At 68.7% G+C, this 15,403-nt stretch carries 17 protein-coding genes; 10 read left to right on the top strand and 7 right to left on the bottom strand.

Going from position 1 to position 15,403, the window contains the following annotated elements; genetic code table 11:
* Window positions 1-123 precede the first annotated feature (123 nt).
* The 4 genes from ACWEKR_RS29335 (at window position 124) to ACWEKR_RS29320 (ending at window position 3,422) form a co-directional block, all read left to right on the top strand.
* Window positions 124-1,098, top strand: a complete 975-nt coding sequence (locus ACWEKR_RS29335) for a COX15/CtaA family protein (RefSeq protein ID WP_452357193.1) — start codon at window positions 124-126, stop codon at window positions 1,096-1,098.
* Between the two features lie 66 nt (window positions 1,099-1,164).
* Complete coding sequence (gene pip, locus ACWEKR_RS29330; protein ID WP_452357192.1) at window positions 1,165-2,148, top strand: prolyl aminopeptidase; 984 nt, start codon at window positions 1,165-1,167, stop codon at window positions 2,146-2,148.
* Window positions 2,149-2,287: 139 nt separating this feature from the next.
* Window positions 2,288-3,172 (top strand): universal stress protein, encoded by an 885-nt coding sequence (locus ACWEKR_RS29325; RefSeq protein WP_452357191.1) that lies wholly within the window; start codon window positions 2,288-2,290, stop codon window positions 3,170-3,172.
* A gap of 91 nt (window positions 3,173-3,263) precedes the next feature.
* Complete coding sequence (locus ACWEKR_RS29320) at window positions 3,264-3,422, top strand: hypothetical protein (protein ID WP_452357190.1); 159 nt, start codon at window positions 3,264-3,266, stop codon at window positions 3,420-3,422.
* A gap of 8 nt (window positions 3,423-3,430) precedes the next feature.
* Here ACWEKR_RS29320 and ACWEKR_RS29315 read toward each other — a convergent pair whose 3' ends face one another.
* From ACWEKR_RS29315 to ACWEKR_RS29305, 3 genes are all read right to left on the bottom strand, one after another.
* Window positions 3,431-5,662: a serine/threonine-protein kinase gene (locus ACWEKR_RS29315; protein WP_452357189.1), complete on the bottom strand. Its 2,232-nt coding sequence runs from the start codon at window positions 5,660-5,662 to the stop codon at window positions 3,431-3,433.
* A 414-nt stretch (window positions 5,663-6,076) separates the two neighbouring features.
* Complete coding sequence (locus tag ACWEKR_RS29310) at window positions 6,077-6,256, bottom strand: hypothetical protein (RefSeq protein ID WP_195083503.1); 180 nt, start codon at window positions 6,254-6,256, stop codon at window positions 6,077-6,079.
* A gap of 41 nt (window positions 6,257-6,297) precedes the next feature.
* Complete coding sequence (locus ACWEKR_RS29305; protein WP_452357188.1) at window positions 6,298-6,756, bottom strand: DNA-directed RNA polymerase subunit beta; 459 nt, start codon at window positions 6,754-6,756, stop codon at window positions 6,298-6,300.
* 503 nt (window positions 6,757-7,259) lie between these two features.
* Between ACWEKR_RS29305 and ACWEKR_RS29300 the strand changes: the two genes are divergently transcribed.
* From ACWEKR_RS29300 to ACWEKR_RS29285, 4 genes are all read left to right on the top strand, one after another.
* Window positions 7,260-8,492, top strand: a complete 1,233-nt coding sequence (locus ACWEKR_RS29300) for a helix-turn-helix domain-containing protein (RefSeq protein ID WP_452357187.1) — start codon at window positions 7,260-7,262, stop codon at window positions 8,490-8,492.
* Between the two features lie 130 nt (window positions 8,493-8,622).
* The gene (locus ACWEKR_RS29295) at window positions 8,623-8,844 is read left to right on the top strand and encodes a hypothetical protein (RefSeq protein ID WP_452357186.1); all 222 of its coding nucleotides are present in this window, start codon (window positions 8,623-8,625) and stop codon (window positions 8,842-8,844) included.
* A gap of 5 nt (window positions 8,845-8,849) precedes the next feature.
* Window positions 8,850-9,290, top strand: coding sequence for a hypothetical protein (locus tag ACWEKR_RS29290; RefSeq protein WP_452357185.1), 441 nt, complete (start codon window positions 8,850-8,852; stop codon window positions 9,288-9,290).
* 126 nt (window positions 9,291-9,416) lie between these two features.
* Window positions 9,417-9,980: a flavoprotein gene (locus ACWEKR_RS29285; protein WP_452357184.1), complete on the top strand. Its 564-nt coding sequence runs from the start codon at window positions 9,417-9,419 to the stop codon at window positions 9,978-9,980.
* Between the two features lie 152 nt (window positions 9,981-10,132).
* Here the strand turns inward: ACWEKR_RS29285 and ACWEKR_RS29280 are convergent, their stop codons facing one another.
* Together ACWEKR_RS29280 and ACWEKR_RS29275 are read right to left on the bottom strand one after the other, a co-directional pair.
* On the bottom strand, window positions 10,133-10,921 hold the full coding sequence (locus ACWEKR_RS29280) for a transporter substrate-binding domain-containing protein (protein WP_452357183.1): 789 nt from the start codon (window positions 10,919-10,921) through the stop codon (window positions 10,133-10,135).
* 15 nt (window positions 10,922-10,936) lie between these two features.
* Window positions 10,937-11,287, bottom strand: a complete 351-nt coding sequence (locus ACWEKR_RS29275) for a hypothetical protein (RefSeq protein WP_195083510.1) — start codon at window positions 11,285-11,287, stop codon at window positions 10,937-10,939.
* Window positions 11,288-11,348: 61 nt separating this feature from the next.
* Between ACWEKR_RS29275 and ACWEKR_RS29270 the strand changes: the two genes are divergently transcribed.
* Window positions 11,349-12,314 (top strand): quinone oxidoreductase family protein, encoded by a 966-nt coding sequence (locus ACWEKR_RS29270; protein ID WP_452357182.1) that lies wholly within the window; start codon window positions 11,349-11,351, stop codon window positions 12,312-12,314.
* A 42-nt stretch (window positions 12,315-12,356) separates the two neighbouring features.
* On the opposite strand, the gene ACWEKR_RS29265 is transcribed toward ACWEKR_RS29270, so the two are convergent.
* The gene (locus ACWEKR_RS29265; protein WP_452357181.1) at window positions 12,357-12,959 is read right to left on the bottom strand and encodes a TetR/AcrR family transcriptional regulator; all 603 of its coding nucleotides are present in this window, start codon (window positions 12,957-12,959) and stop codon (window positions 12,357-12,359) included.
* 84 nt (window positions 12,960-13,043) lie between these two features.
* On the opposite strand from ACWEKR_RS29265, the gene ACWEKR_RS29260 reads away from it, so the two are divergent.
* Window positions 13,044-14,459 carry an FAD-dependent monooxygenase gene (locus ACWEKR_RS29260; RefSeq protein ID WP_452357180.1) on the top strand — a complete coding sequence of 472 codons (1,416 nt, stop codon included), beginning with the start codon at window positions 13,044-13,046 and terminating at the stop codon, window positions 14,457-14,459.
* Here ACWEKR_RS29260 and ACWEKR_RS29255 read toward each other — a convergent pair.
* Entirely contained in the window at window positions 14,452-15,342 is an 891-nt protein-coding gene (locus tag ACWEKR_RS29255) for a heme o synthase (RefSeq protein ID WP_228829121.1), read from the bottom strand. The two genes, ACWEKR_RS29260 and ACWEKR_RS29255, sit on opposite strands and share 8 nt — an antisense overlap.
* Window positions 15,343-15,403: the final 61 nt, after the last annotated feature.

Below are 15,403 nucleotides of genomic sequence, written 5' to 3'. Positions count from 1 at the left end.
TTCCGGACGCTGCACGGTGCGGTGGCTGTGCGAGCGGCACTTCCAGCACGGCAGGCAGACTCAACGACGAAATGTAGTAGACCGGGTGAAGTCGCCGGATCCGGCCCGGCTACCATTTTCGACGTGCTGTATCGCGCGTTCTTGCGACTCGTCGACAAGCTGCCGCTGCCCTCACTGCGAGCGCAGCGCCTGATCGCGCTCGCGGTCATCCTGTCCCAGGCCGGGATCTCGGTGACCGGCGCGGTCGTGCGCGTCACGGCGTCCGGGCTCGGCTGCCCCACCTGGCCACAGTGCTTCCCCGGCAGTTTCACCCCTGTCGCGGTGTCGGAAGTGCCCGCCCTCCATCAGGCGGTCGAGTTCTCCAACCGGCTGCTCACCTTCGTGGTCACGCTGTGCGCAGCGGCGATCGTGCTGGCGGTGACCAAGGCGCGCCGCCGCCGCGAAGTGCTGGTGTACGCGTGGCTGATGCCCGGCGGCACCGTCGTGCAGGCGATCATCGGCGGCATCACGGTCCGCACCGGGCTGCTGTGGTGGACCGTCTCGACGCACCTGCTCGCATCGATGGTGATGGTGTGGCTCGCGGTGGTGCTGTACGCGAAGATCGGCGAACCCGACGACGGCATCGACACCGTGCAGGCTCCCGCGCCGCTGCGCGGGCTCACCGTGCTGGTCGGAATCACACTGGCCGCGGTCCTGGTGGCGGGCACCTTGGTGACCGCCGCCGGTCCGCACGCGGGCGACAAGAGCATCGAGCGTCCGGTCGAGCGCTTGCAGGTCGAGATCGTCACCCTGGTGCATCTGCACTCGCAGCTGCTGGTCGGCTATCTCGCGCTGTTGATCGGCTTGGCGTTCGGCCTGTTCGCGGTCGGCATCGCGCCCGCCGTGCGCACCCGACTGTTCGCGCTGCTCGGCCTGGTCTGCGCGCAGGCGCTGGTCGGCGTCGTGCAGTACTTCACCGACGTCCCCGCGGCGCTGGTCGTGGTGCACGTGGGCGGGGCCGCGGCGTGCACCGCCGCCACCGCCGCGCTGTGGGCTTCCCTGCGCACCCGGGAGCGGGTCACCGCCCCGAAGCCGGACCCCGCCGCGCAGACCGCCTGAGCTGCGCACGCCCCGCGCGCCGACCAGCCGGGCGGTGCGCCGCGCTCGACGGTAGCCTGGTCGATCGTGTCCACGCCAGACTCGCAATCCGAAGCGCCGCAGCCTTTTCCCGATATCGAGCCATACGCCCACGGCCTGCTCGACGTCGGTGACGGTCAGCGGATCTATTGGGAGACCAGCGGTAATCCCTACGGCAAACCGGCGCTGGTCGTGCACGGCGGGCCCGGCAGCGGCGGAAGCCGCGGATCGCGCCGGACCTTCGATCCGGCGGCCTACCTGATCGTCCTGTTCGACCAGCGCGGGTGCGGCGAGAGCCTCCCGCACGCCTCCGACCCGGCGGTCGACCTCACGCACAACACCACCCAGCACCTCATCGCGGACATGGAACGCCTGCGCGAACACCTCGGCATCGACCGCTGGTTGCTCTTCGGCGGTTCCTGGGGCTCGACGCTGATCCTCGCCTACGCGCAGCGCTACCCGTTGCGGGTCAGCGAGATCGTGCTGGCCGGGGTGACGATGACCCGGCCGGAGGAGATCGACTGGCTCTACCGCGGCGTCGCCCGCCTGCTGCCCGAGCAGTGGGAGACCTTCCGCACCGGCGTCCCGCCGGCCGACCGCCACGGCGATCTCGTCGACGCCTACCGGAGGCTGATGGAATGCCCCGACGCGGCGACCCGCGAGGCGGCGGCGCGGCGGTGGTGCGCGTGGGAGGACGCCGTGATCGCGCACGAGAACCAGGGCAGCCCCGGGCAATACAGCGCGAAGCCGGACGCCGCCCTGCTGGCCTTCGTGCGGATCTGCACGCATTACTTCGCCAACGCCGCCTGGTTGGAGGACGGGCAGCTGCTGCGCGACGTGCATCGGCTGACGGGCATTCCCGGCGTGCTGATCCACGGCAGACTCGACCTGAGCGCCCCGCTGTACACCGCCTGGCAGCTGGCCCAGGCATGGCCCGACGCGGAACTGCAGGTCATCGATGGTGCCGGGCATACCGGAAGCTCGGCCATGGGCGCTGCCGTCCGGCGGGCGGTCGCCCGGTTCGCTCGATAGCCCGATCCGGCTCGGGCGGTGGAAGCCTGCCCGGTGAAGGTCTTTGGTCCCGACCATCGAGGGCCACCGCCCCCGGTGCGGACGGGCGGAGACTGCGAATGTTGGAGTCGACCTTGTCGCAGCCGCAATCGGAGCCGAAATGAGCGCATCAGCAGACCGTCAGTCGATCGTCGTCGGTATCGACGGCAGCCCGACCGCTGTGGGAGCAGCGCGCTGGGCCGGAGCCATCGCGAATCGACAGCACGCCCCGTTGACGCTGCTCGGCGTGGTTCCCGCGCTCGACTACCCGCTGACCTCCTCGGCCTTGGCCGAGGTGAACCTATTGCCCGAACTCCGAGCGGCGGCGAAGCAAAAAGTCCTGGAAGCGTTCGAGGCCGTACACGCCGAGCAGCCGGACCTCGAGATCCGGCGGGTCGTGGAGGACGGCTCGCCCGCGCGTGAGTTGATCCGGCACAGCGCGAACGCGCGCATGGTCGTCGTCGCGGCGAAGTTCCAGGACCGGCTCTCCACGCTGCTGCTGGGTTCCACCGCGCTCACGGTCGCGAACAAGGCGACATGTCCGGTGACTGTCTGGCGGGGCAGGCTCGACCGGCCGGAGCCGGACGAACGGCCCGTGCTCGTCGGCGTCGACGGAAGCCCTGGCGGGTCCGCCGCGGTGGGGCAAGCGTTCGAGCTCGCGTCCACGCTGGGCGTCGAAGTGACCGCCTTGCACGCGTGGAACGACCCCGACCTGTTGCAATGGACCCCGGTGCCCGACGCGTGGGACACGCTCGCCCAGCAAGAGGAGGAACTGCTGTCCGAGCGCATGGCCGGATGGAGCGAGAAGTACCCGGACGTCACGGTCACCAAGGTGGTCGTGAAGGCCACGCCCGCGCAGGCACTGCTCGAACACGGCGAGCAGGCGCAGCTGGTGGTGACCGGCAGTCGCGGACACAACCGCCTCACCGGGCTTCTCACCGGGTCGACGAGCCAGAGTCTGCTGCACCACGCGTCGAGCCCGCTGGTCATCTGTCGTGAGCGGTAGGACATCGGACGTTGCGAACAGGTCGCCTCGCGGACCTCGGAACGCGGACCTCACGCCCCTCGGTCCGGTCGCGGAGGTCCTGGGCCTGACGATGGTGGTCGCCGCGCTTGCCACACTGACCCGGATTCCGGGGTGGACGTCGGATTACGGCGTCCTGGTGGTCGCCGCCATCGTCCTCTATCTGGCCATCGCGACCGGGCTGGTGCACTGGGGAGGCGAGCACCGGCGCGACCGACCCCGCGACGGCTGAGTCGCGCGTCAGCGCGTGGTTTCCACCGGTCTCCTGACCACGCGCTGGAGTGCGCGCAGGTCCGCGTCGAGCGTCCGGTACAGCCAGTACACGGCGACGAACGCCAGTCCGCCGACGGCGCACAATCCCAGGACCGAATCGCGCACCAGCGGAAGTTCCTCCGGTTCGAGCAGGCTGAATCCGGCCAGCACCCCGACCAGCGGCACGGACGCGGTGACCGCGAGGTAGATCGTGGTTCTCCGGCGCAGCGTGCGGATGACGCGGAAGTCGTGCGTCGTCGTGCGGCTGTAGCGGAAGTAGAGCGGATAGACGCAGCGGACGATGTAGAACGTCGACAGGAAGAACGTGTAGGCGACGGAGATGACGGCCGCCATCAGAACGGTCGTCGCCGCGTGGACCACCAGTCGCGCCGGCAGGTCGGTGAGCCACAGGCACAGGAACACACCGGTCACCGTCGCCGTGAGCCCGGTCTGAAAGGTGTTCAGCGCACACATATCGCCCCAGAACAGTGTTCGCGACCGCACGCGCGCGAGCAGTGCCTCGTCGTAGTGTCTGCCCGCGCGCAAGCCGCGCGGAACCGCGAGCAGATCACGTGACATGTACGCGTAGATGACGATGGACAGCGGGCCTGCGATGAGGACGAAAACGTACACGCCCATGTTGAGCTGCGCGTTGGTGGTGTCGGGCAGGCGCTCTCTGATCAGTTCCTGAACATGCACGGCCATATAGATCGTCGCCAAGCCGACGCCGACCAGCGAGGACAACCACAGGATGGGAGTGGGCCTACGCGCGAGACGCGCGCGCCAGCTGCGCGGAGGCGGATAGACCAGATCGCGGGCCCGCTGCTCCATGCACAGGTCGAGTTGCTGCGCCAATTCCGAACCGGACGAGTAGCGGTCCGCCCGGTCGGGCGACAGGCACTCGAGCAGGACCCGGCGCAGTGCCATGGGGCAGTCCGGCGGGAGGTCCGATAGGAACGCCGGATGGATGGGTCTGCGCCGCAGTTCGATCATGCGGGCCAGCGACGTCTGCGAATCGCCCGCGGATGTCTCGTCCGCGAAGGGACGGCGCCCGGTGAGCAGCTCCCACAGCATGACGGCCAGCGCGAAGATGTCGCTGCGCGTATCCAGTTCCGCGGCGGTGCCGGGCAGGTCGGGGTGGCAGGCTTCGAGCTGCTCGGGCGACATGTACGCCAGCGATCCGCCGAAGTACGCCAGCGGGCTGGTGTCCCGCACCCGGTTGCTGAAGCTGACGTTGAAGTCGGCCAGTTTCGGGATTCCCTCGGCGCTCAGCAACACGTTCGCGGGTTTGATGTCGCGGTGCAGCACCCCGCGGTCGGACGCGTGCTGCAGCGCCTCCGCGAGCCTGCGCCCGAGCCAGACGACGGTTTCCGGCCAGGTCAGTCCGGCGATCCGGAGCCGAACGGCTGATTCCGTCGGCCGGACCTCGCCTTTGTCGGCGAGTACCTGGTCGATGGCGTCGAGCAACAATTGCCCACCACGGCGCTCGTGCGGCGTCACGCGCGACAAGCGCAATACGTCGAGCAGGGTTCCTCCGGGCAGGTACTGCATGTAGAGCAATTTCAGCTCGCCGTCGGCGATGAGCCGCTGATCGAAGATGCGCACGATGTACTCGTGGTCCAGCTGGGCCAGCGTCTGCGGCTCGTTGCCGTGGTTGTGCGAGATCTTGACCGCGACCAGTCGCTGCATCGACTGTTGCCGGGCAAGATACACCTGCGCGAAGGCGCCGACGCCGATCCGCATCAGGAGGTCGAAATCGTCGACCCGGTCACCGACGTCGATGGCGTCGAGCGCGACTTGGGCGCTCGGGCGAGCGATCATCGTGCTGCGGTAGTCGCTGGTGACCCGGTCGGAACCGGCCGCCGTGGCGGTGGCGGTTCCGGCCATATCGGTGGCGTCGCCGCCGCGATCGCGGCGGCGCATGGCGTGGAATTCCTCGTAGACGAGATCGGCCGGAAACGGGCCGTTGCGCAGCTCGGGGAATTCCGCGCGGTAGTCGATCAGCCGCTTGGGGAAGTCGAAGCGAAGCCAGCGGAATTCCAGGTCGACCTTGATCAATTCGATCAGTGTCGTGCGCCGTTCGGCTTGCTTCCGGGGCAGGAAGGCGGTCAGATCGGGCGGGGCCCCGGATGCCCAAGCCTCCGAGAATCGCGCCACGGCGGCGGCCAGCGCCGCGCGGGTTCGTTCAGCGGAATCGGCAAGATCGATCGGTTCACGCATCGGTAGCTCGGAATCAGCCCAGGCCGGTCATACGACGGCTGAGCACGACGCGCCCTTGCCTCGCAGGTGTTCCACCATCAGCTCCTCGACGTCGAATTACCCAGTTCAAGGGTATCGCCCCCGCAAGGGGGCGATAGCGCATCTGCATGAGACGCAGCGGACGCGTTACTTTGCGAATGATTCGCCGATACCGCTACAGCGTCGGCAGTGTTGGCGGCGGGCTGAGCCGACCGGGTCGGCAGCGCCCTGAGCAGGCCCGCCGCGCAGGCCGTGGCGGCGACCATCGCGGTGCGCGGATCGCCGAAGTACAGCGCCGCCCGGCCCGGACCGGCACCGCGGCCGGGCCCGCGACGACCACGGCGGGACTCTCGTGAGCCCGTCTCGGCGCTCGGACGCCGCGGCCGCCTCCACCGCTCACGAATCGAGGAACAACCGCTCGTTGGGCAGGCGGGGTAGTCCGGTCGGATCGTCCGGCAGCACGGTGACCGCGTCCTCGTAGTGACGGGCGCGCCATTCCTGGACGAACAACTCGGCGGCGGTCGCGCAGGCCGCGAAATCCAGACGCACGTCGTGGAATTGCACGGAGAGATGCACATCCCGCTCGTCCGGTCGCGGCGACCGGTGCTCCGGCCCGGTCACCCTCGACGCCCCGTGCGAAGGCGAATCGCCGCGACCACGACCGAGCCCGACGGCCGGAACGTGTCGCGGGGCGGTTCGACCCACACCCGGAAGCACGGCGACCGGTCGGCGGGCGAGGGCAGCGCGATCTGCGCGCCGTAGCGGGCCACCGAGACGTTCGAGCGGAACAGTTCGGCGAACAAGCCGACTTCGTCGGGCAGGTCCGGCCGCACCAGATAGGTCCAGCGTCCCGAGCGCGGATGCGAGATGATCGGCCCGAGCGCGCAGCGCCGGACCTGCATCAGCGCTTTCACCTCCTGCCCGAGCCGGGCGGGCATGGTGATCGCACCCACCCGTCCGGCGGGCACGACGATGCGCCCGAGTTCGGGTTGCACGACCGCCGCGAGCCCGCACCGCCGGTAGAAGAGGCACCGGCTCGCCGGGGTGTCGGCCGCCGGAAGGCATGGTTCGCTCACCGCGTGGTCTCCCCCGCTGCCGCGCCGGGATGCCGGCGCGAAGCCGGTCTGCGCGAGTTACGTCCGCACGGCAGTAGCGCCGCCATCGCGCCGAGCCGAGCGGGACACCGCACGATTTCCGCGCGAAAACCATAGCGGGCCAATCCATTCGCCAGGGGTAGCAGCGGACCGTTTCCGAGCACCATCGGCACGCGGACCGCGCCACATGCGTATCGGTCACCAGTCGCCCGCACCACGATTGCCGCACCGCGGCGCGTCCCGGACGCATCCGGGCGCGCGAAACCAATTGCCTTTCCCCGCATCATGTTTGCCTTCCCCTGCTCATCGCGTTGTGAGCACCCGCGGGGAGCGCGACCGGCTCGTCGCACGCATGGTCGCGCCCCGTCCGACGGCGAGTGCACGCAAAAGCTTGGCGGGCCACCGCACCGGCGCTGTCCCGCTGCGGGACACCTGGCGACGGGTCTAGCATGAGGTTTCGATCAGCATCCGGCGAGGGAGAGCCGATGGGCGAGGATCCGGGGAAAGACGAGGGCCGGTACATCGGCCGACAGGTGCGCGCCATTCGCGCGCGCCGAGGCATCTCCCAGCAAGTACTGGCCGACCGGGTCGGCGTCAGCCGGGGCGCGATCGCCAAATACGAGAACGGTGAGCGACCCATCGATTCCCGCCGGACCCTGCACGCCCTCGCCCAGGCGCTGGGCGTCATGGTCGGTGATCTGACCGGCGATCGAGACGACCGGTTCGACCCGTCGTCGGCCGGATTCCACGCCGCGGTGCCCGATATCGAAACCGCGCTCTGGACGCACGGGAACACCACGATGGCCGGTCCACCGCGAAGCCTGGACGAACTCACGGCCGCGACGAAATACGCGGCCGATCTCAGGCGGGCGTGCGACTACGCGAAGCTCGGGCCGCTGCTCGCGCCTCTACTGACCGACTGCTATCGCCATACTCGGGACGCGACCGGCATAGACCTGCACCGCTCCTGGGACACGCTGGCAGCCGCGGCCTATCTCACGGCACAGTCGGCGTCGCGGCGCGGATATCCGGCGCTGGCGTGGACAGCGGCGCAGGAAATCGAACGCGCCACGCAGAATATCGGTGGCACATCGGGCCCGGCGACAGCCGCCTACACCCGAAGCCAGACACTCCTTGCCCGCCCTGGAACTCTGCCTGCCGCACTCCAAGACGCCGAGAGGACCGCCGAGCGGGTGGCACCGGACGTGCGCTCGGTCGAGGAAATCGAAACCTACGGCATGCTGCATCTGCAAGCCGCGCTCGTCACCGCAGCACTCGGCGGTGACCCGGCCGACCACCTGAACGAAGCGGACGAGCAGGTCGCCCGACTGGAGGACGCCGACGCGGACAACGCCCTGCTGCGCAACCCCACCTTCAACGCGACGAACGTCATCCTGTGGCGCATGTCCGCCGCAATGGAACAACGCGAACCAGGCCGAGTCCTCCAACTCGCCCCCACCCTCGACCCCCGGACCATCCCCGCCCGAGGCCGCCGAGCCCAATACTTCGTCGAAATCGGCCGCGCCCACGCGCTGCGCCGAGACCACCGCAACTGCCTGCACGCCCTCCTGCACGCCGAACACATCGCCCCCCAACAGATCCGCGGCATGACCCACGTCCGCGAACTCGTCACCCACATGATGCGCACCGCCCACCGCAACCTCACCACCGGCGACCTCGGCCGCCTCGCCAAACGCATCGGCGCGATCCCAGCCTGAGCACACACCTGCGCCTTCGATAGACGATGCATAAGAGGTTCCCCGACCGGTTGGCGGTTTGAATATGTTTCAGCACAGCAGGTTTCGAGGGACCATTACATCCGACCATGTAGGACAGGAGACGGGCACGATGGAGAACGGAACCATTTGGCGTTGGAAGCCGGGGAACGGTACGGGCGTGATCAAGCTCGATGACGCGGACAACACCCTCGTGTGGTTCCACCTGTCGGATGCCCGTGGTGATCTGAACATCACCACGATCGCCGAGGGCCTACCGGTCCATGTCGAGATCGAACCGATTCCACAGGGGGAATTCACATGCCGCGCAAAATCGGTCCATCGAAGAGACTGACCTTCGTGATCGCCGCACTCTCGGCGATCCTCGCAGCTGCCGCGATCCCGGCTCATGCTGTCCCGGGTCATGCCGACTTCACGCCCAATGCGCCGAGCTACCGATACGAAGGGAAGCACGGGACGTTCACCGGGGACGCCGTCTATGCGTTCCAGCAGCCCGATGGTGGCAACCGTTTGATCTGGTCTTTGACGCTTTCACCCTATGTGCAGGGATTGATTGTCGGTGATATGGCATGCGGCGCATACGTCGAAGGTGTCTCGAACTACAACGATCACCACAGCGCCATCCCGAAGGACTACCGATGGCATTCGGTGGTCAAGAATCTACAGCTGGACAGGCAGTACAAGCTTGTCATGAATTGCGCCTTTCAGGCCACCAACGGACATGTCATTTCCCCTGGTCATGCCGACTTTCAGATGGTCTTCACCCTTCAATCCAGTTGAAACGCGATAACCCGAGCGGAGCCACCTCCCGATCACGGCCTCGGCGACGAAGGACCGGGCGGGCACAGCAGAGTGGCCCGGTCCCTGCCGCACCCGGACACGTTCGTGGCGTGACACGATGAATTCATGGACGCCAATGGAAAGCCCGTGCTGTACGCCCTGGTGACCGGCTCCCCAGCCGCTCGCGACGTCGGCAAGCTAGTGGCGGCGGCGCAGGGCGACGGCTGGGAGGTGTGCGTGATCGCCTCGCCGTCCGGTATCGGGTTCATCGACGTCGACGCCATCAGGACACAGACGGGTTATCCCGTGCGCAGCGAGTACAAGGAACCGGGCACGCCGGATGTGCTGCCGCCCGCCGATGGCATCATCGCCGCCCCGCTCACCGGCAATTCGATCGCCAAATGGGCTGCGGGAATCTCCGATACGCTGCTGCTCGGTCTGCTGGTCGAAGGGCTGGGCAAGGGGCTGCCGATCGTCGGCGTGCCGTACTCGAACCGCGCGCAGATCAGCTTTCCGGCGATCCAGGAAGGGATACGCAAACTTTCCGACTGGGGCGTCACCATCGTGATCGGCGAAGGTGAGCCGCACGAGCGGGGCACCGGGGAAGCGCGCCTGCCCCTGTTCCCTTGGCAGGCAGCCTGGAAAGCGCTCCTCGAGCACCCGCGCCGCGAGCGCTCCACGCCGAACTGACCAACGGTCCAGCCGCCTACCGCTCGCCATACCCGCTCGTTTCGCCGCCGGGCATCGCGCGTGGCCGAATACATCAGTCGCGAGCCGGTTGCCGCGAAGTCCGTGCCACCGCCCGCGTCGGACATCACCGCGTGGGCCTGCTCGATCCGCACTCAGCGATCGGTGGCGTTCGGCCCGATCCACTGGTCGAACAACCGGTCCACTTCGCCGGTCGCGAGCCGGGTGGTCAAGTAGGCGTCCAGTACGGCCGCCAGAACCGGATCGTTCTTGCGCACCAGCAGCACCTTGCCGAACGAGTCGAACGGCGCTTCGGGATGCAGCACTTGCAGGTCGGGGTGCTGACGTACGCGGTAGCGGCCCTCGACCGAGTCGGTGACGAACACGTCGGCGCGGCCCTGCTCGATCTCACCGAAGATCGTCAGATTGTCCGGCCACAAGGTGAGCTGCGCGTCGGGGAAGTGCTTGCGCGCGAAGTCCTCGTTGGTGCCCCCGCGATTGGCGATCACCCGCACCTCGGGGCGGTTGATCTCCGCGACGGTCGAGTACGCCGCGCCGTTCGCGCGATGGGTGACCGGGGCCTTGCCGTCGGTCCCGTAGGTGATCGAGAAGTCGGCGAACGCGCGACGCGACGGCAGGTCGGAAATGCCGCCGACCGCGACATCGCAGTTGCGCTCGGCGAAGTCGGTCTGCAGCGTCGCCCAGGTCACGGGCACGAACTCGATCGGACGGCCGAGCAGTGCGGCGAAACCCCGCGCGAGATCCACGTCCACGCCGCGGTAGCCGCCCGCGTCGTCCCTGATCGAGTACGGCGGGTAGTCACCCGGCGTGCAGGCGCGCAGCGCGGACGATGTCTCCGGCTGCGCGACCGCCGGAATCGCGGCTGCCACAAGGGCTGTCCACCCGGCTGTCAGTACCGCGCCGATCCGGCCGGGCAGCGTCATCCGGCTATGCAACGATCACTTCTCGTTGCGCGCCTTGGGGAAACGCGCTTGCTTGGCGACCCAGCCCGCCATCTTGGCCCAGTGCCCCTTGCGCGGCGTGACGATCGAGGTGAGCTCACGATCCCATTCATCCGCCTCGGTGAGACCGTCGACGGTGGCGACCAGCGCCTTGGCGGTCTCCAGGTCCGGGACGACCCGGTCACCGAGCACACCATCGGAGCCGACCAGGGTGACGCGCACGCCGGCCCGGCCGATCGGCTGCAGCACGGCCGTGGCGGATCGCCCGTGGTCGGCGACGAACCCCTTGACGGATTCCACGAGGGCGCCCGACAGCTTCTCCGGCGCCGTGGCGGTTTCAGCACTCATGGCATGCAGTTTACCGACCGGTAGGCACCGCGCCCGCCGCTCGGGTGTAGAACTGGAACTCATGCGCGCCATTCAGGTTTCCGAACACGGTGGTCCCGAGGTCCTGAAGTACGTCGAGGTGCCGGATCCGCAGGTCGGGGCCGACCAGCTGCTGGTCGACACGCAGGCGATCGGCATCAACTTCATCGATACCTACATCCGCACCGGGCGCTACCCGCAGAGCGTGCCCTACATCCCCGGAGTGGAGGGCACCGGCGTCGTCACCGAGGTCGGCGCGAACGTCACCGAATTCGCGGTCGGCGACCGGGTCGCCTGGGCCGCCGCACCCGGCAGCTATGCGCCGAAGGTCGCGGTGCCCGCCGCGGTCGCCATTCCGGTGCCCGACGGCGTCGACCCTCCGGCGGCCGCGTCGGCGCTGTTGCAGGGCATGACCGCGCACTATCTCATCGAGTCCGTCTACAAACCCGAACCCGGCGAGTCGGTGCTGGTGCACGCGGGGGCGGGCGGCGTCGGTCTGATCCTCACCCAGCTGCTCAACACACGCGGCGTCCGGGTGATCACCACGGTCTCCTCCGACGAGAAGGAGACGCTGTCGCGCGCGGCGGGAGCCGCCGAGGTGCTGCGTTACGGCGACGATCTCGCCGACCGGGTGCGCGCCCTCACCGATGGCGTCGGCGTGGCCGCGGCCTACGACGGCGTCGGCGCGGCGACCTTCGAATCGAGCCTCGCCGCGTTGCGCGTGCGCGGGACGCTCGCCCTGTTCGGCGGCGCGAGCGGTCCGGTGCCGCCGTTCGACCTGCAACGGCTCAGCACCGCGGGCTCGCTGTTCGTCACCCGTCCGACCCTCGCGCATTACACCCGCGACCGCAGCGAACTCACTTGGCGCGCGGGCGACATCCTCGACGCCATCGCCAAGGGCACGCTGAACATCCGGATCGGCGCGACCTATCCGCTCGCCGACGCCGAGCGCGCCCATCGCGACCTGGAAGGCCGCAAGACCACCGGTTCCATCGTCCTGCTTCCGTGAACACGTGCGGTGGGCGATCCGGCAGGCCGCCCACCGCAGACGTCAGTAGTCGCGGCCGGTGAGACCGCGATAGATGAAGCGGGTCAGGCCCTCGACGGCCTGGTCGTCGGTCAGTTCGACGTTGCCTTCCTCCACGGCGGCCAGCAGGCTCTGGGTGAGCATGAACATCATCGCCAGGCTGGCGTCGTCCGTGCTCGGCAGCCGCAATCCCTTGTCGGCGAAGCCGGCCACATGGTCGGCGATGTCAGCGCGCTGCTGAACGCCGAAGCGCGCGAGCATCTGCGCGAATTCCTCGTTCACCAGAGCAGCCTGGTTCACCGCGCGCAGCACGGGCGCGTGCTCTCGCGCGAAGGCCCAATACCCGGCGACGTGATAGCGCACCGCCTCCGGGTCGCTGAAATCCGGGTTGTGGTCGGGCCCCTCCGCGCGCTCGTCCCCCGCCGCCGCCAGGTCGTTCAGCAGCGCCTGGAGTAGTTCTTCCTTACCGGCGAAGTGGTTGTAGAACGACCCGGCGGCCCGCCCGGCGGCCGTCGTGATGTCGGTGATCTTGGTGTTCAAGTAGCCGCGCTCGGCGAACAAGCGCAGGGCCGCGGCCTTCAACGCCTGCTCGGTTTCGGCGGACTTCTCCTTGCGACTCAGCGACACCCACCTCACCTCCTTGACAACGCAACGTACCAAGCATCAAATTGAATCAACATTCACTGAATAAAGATTCATCAGGAGTACGACGTGTCGCAGCTGGTTCTCGTCGCGGGCGCCGGACCAACCGGCCTCACCCTCGCCCTCGATCTCGCTCGCCGGGACATCCCGGTCCGGATCGTCGACAGGGCGGCCAGCTTCTTCGCAGGCTCCCGCGGCGACGGCATCCAGCCGCGCACCCTCGAAGTGTTCGACGACCTGGGCGTATCGGACGCGGTGCTGGCCGCAGGCATGCCGACGCCGGTGATGCGCGTGCACCTGGGCGGGCAGTTCGTGGCCGAACGCAGAATGAGCGAGCCGGTCGAGCCGACCCCCGCCGTCCCCTACCCGAACCTGTGGGTGCTCGGCCAGTCCCGCACCGAAGCCATCCTGCGCGACCGGCTCGCCGAGTTCGGCGTATACGTGGAACTCGGTACCACGCTGACCGGCTTCACCCAGGACGACGACGGCGTCACCGCCACACTCGAACGCGACAGCACCCGGGAGATCGTGCGCGCGGCCTACCTGGTCGGCGCGGACGGCGGCAAGAGCACCGTGCGCAAGACACTCGGCATCCCGTTCGAAGGCAGCACCGACGAATCGCTGCGCATGCTGCTCGGCGACGTGCGCGCCGACGCGCTGGATCACGAGTTCGGCTACTGGTTCGCCGCCGCCGACGAGCCTATGCATGGCATCGCGCTGTCACCGTTGCCCGGTGGGCGCCGGTTCCAGTTCGCCGCTCCCTTGACCGGCGACGCGCCGCCGAGCCTCGAGCTGCTCCAGGAGTACGTGGACCGCTTCTGCGGCCGCGACGACGTCACTCTTACCGACTTGACCTGGGTGACCGTATGGCGGCCGAATGTCCGCCTGGCGCGGCGTTTCCGCGTCGGCCGGATCTTCCTCGCCGGGGACGCCGCCCACGCGCACCCGCCCACCGGCGGTCAAGGCATGAACACCGGCATCCAGGACGCCTACAACCTCGGCTGGAAGCTGGCCGCCGCGCTCTCCGGTGACGACACGCTCCTGGACAGCTACGAAGCCGAGCGCAGGACCGTGGCCGCCGAGGTGCTCGGACTCAGCTCCGCACTGCTGGACAAACTGGTCGACGGCGACGAGGACGCGATGGAGCGCGGAGCGGAGACCCGGCAACTGGACATCAGCTACCGCGACCCCGCCGTGCGCGAGCAACTGGCCGTCGGCGACCGGGCGCCCAACGCGCCGGTGAAGGACGAGCACGGACGACCCATCCGGCTGTTCGACCTGTTCCGCGGGCCGCACGCGACGGTGCTGAGCTTCGGCGCGCAAGCGGAGGCCGTGCCGCATGCGTACGCGGTGGTGCGCCTTGGAGAGCACGTGGCCGGGCCGCACGTGGTGGACGTCGACGGGCACGCCTACGCGGCCTACGCCGCGAGCGAGGGCACCCGGGTGCACGTCCGGCCGGACGGCTACATCGGCGCGCTCAGCTGAAGAAGCTGCCGATGGTGTCCCAGCCGAGCACCGAGTCCACCGCGAGGCCGCAGAACACCACGGCGAGGTAGTTGTTCGACTGCAGGAACAGCCGCAGCGGCTTCACCGATTCGCCGCGCCGCACGCCCGCGTACAGCTGGTGCGCCATGAGCAGGAACCACGCTCCGGCCACCAGCGCCACGGCCGCGTAGATCACACCGGTGGCGGGCACCAGAGCGAGGGTGGTGAGCACGGTCAGCCAGGTGTAGACGACGATCTGCTTGGTGACGGCCCGCTCGGTGGCGACCACCGGCAGCATCGGCACGCCCGCCGCGCGGTAGTCCTCCTTGTAGCGCATGGCCAGGGCCCAGGTGTGCGGCGGCGTCCAGAAGAAGATGACGCCGAACAGTGCGACGGCGGGCCATCCGATGCCGCCGGTCACCGCCGACCAGCCCACCAACGCCGGCATGCAGCCCGCCGCGCCGCCCCACACCACGTTCTGCGAGGTGCGGCGCTTGAGGCCCAAGGTGTAGACGAAGACGTAGAACAGGATGGTCGCGACGACGAGCAGGCCGCTGAGCAGATTGGCCTGCCACCACAGCCAGGCGAAAGAACCCGCGCCGAGCACGACGCCGAACACGAAGGCGTTGCGGGTCGGCACCGCCTCCCGGGCCAGCGGCCGCTTGGCGGTGCGCTTCATGACCTTGTCGATGTCGGCGTCGGCGACGCAGTTGAGCGTGTTCGCGCTCGCCGCGCCCATCCAGCCGCCGAACAGGGTCGCCAGGATCAGGCGGATGTCGACCGTGCCGCGGTCGGCGAGCAGCATGGTCGGAATCGTGGCGACCAGCAGCAGCTCGATCACCCTGGGCTTGGTCAGCGCCACGTAGGCCAGGAGCCGTCGCATCAGCCGGGACGGTAGGCCGGGACCCGTGAACCGGTCGGCCAGCGCCGTCGCGGAGGAGCCG

It is taken from the genome of Nocardia sp. NPDC004573, assembly GCF_053602135.1.
Note: the sequence above shows the minus strand (reverse complement) of the source record. Positions and strands in the feature narration are given on the sequence as shown.

Excerpts from the sequence above, each read along its gene's own strand:
- ACWEKR_RS29295 (WP_452357186.1), top strand. The coding sequence starts at position 8,623 with ATGGAGAACGGAACCATTTGGCGTTGGAAGCCGGGGAACGGTACGGGC.
- ACWEKR_RS29255 (WP_228829121.1), bottom strand. The coding sequence starts at position 15,342 with ATGCGACGGCTCCTGGCCTACGTGGCGCTGACCAAGCCCAGGGTGATC.
- ACWEKR_RS29285 (WP_452357184.1), top strand. The coding sequence starts at position 9,417 with ATGGACGCCAATGGAAAGCCCGTGCTGTACGCCCTGGTGACCGGCTCC.
- ACWEKR_RS29320 (WP_452357190.1), top strand. The coding sequence starts at position 3,264 with ATGGTGGTCGCCGCGCTTGCCACACTGACCCGGATTCCGGGGTGGACG.
- ACWEKR_RS29300 (WP_452357187.1), top strand. The coding sequence starts at position 7,260 with ATGGGCGAGGATCCGGGGAAAGACGAGGGCCGGTACATCGGCCGACAG.
- ACWEKR_RS29270 (WP_452357182.1), top strand. The coding sequence starts at position 11,349 with ATGCGCGCCATTCAGGTTTCCGAACACGGTGGTCCCGAGGTCCTGAAG.
- ACWEKR_RS29315 (WP_452357189.1), bottom strand. The coding sequence starts at position 5,662 with ATGCGTGAACCGATCGATCTTGCCGATTCCGCTGAACGAACCCGCGCG.
- ACWEKR_RS29275 (WP_195083510.1), bottom strand. The coding sequence starts at position 11,287 with ATGAGTGCTGAAACCGCCACGGCGCCGGAGAAGCTGTCGGGCGCCCTC.
- ACWEKR_RS29325 (WP_452357191.1), top strand. The coding sequence starts at position 2,288 with ATGAGCGCATCAGCAGACCGTCAGTCGATCGTCGTCGGTATCGACGGC.
- ACWEKR_RS29280 (WP_452357183.1), bottom strand. The coding sequence starts at position 10,921 with ATGACGCTGCCCGGCCGGATCGGCGCGGTACTGACAGCCGGGTGGACA.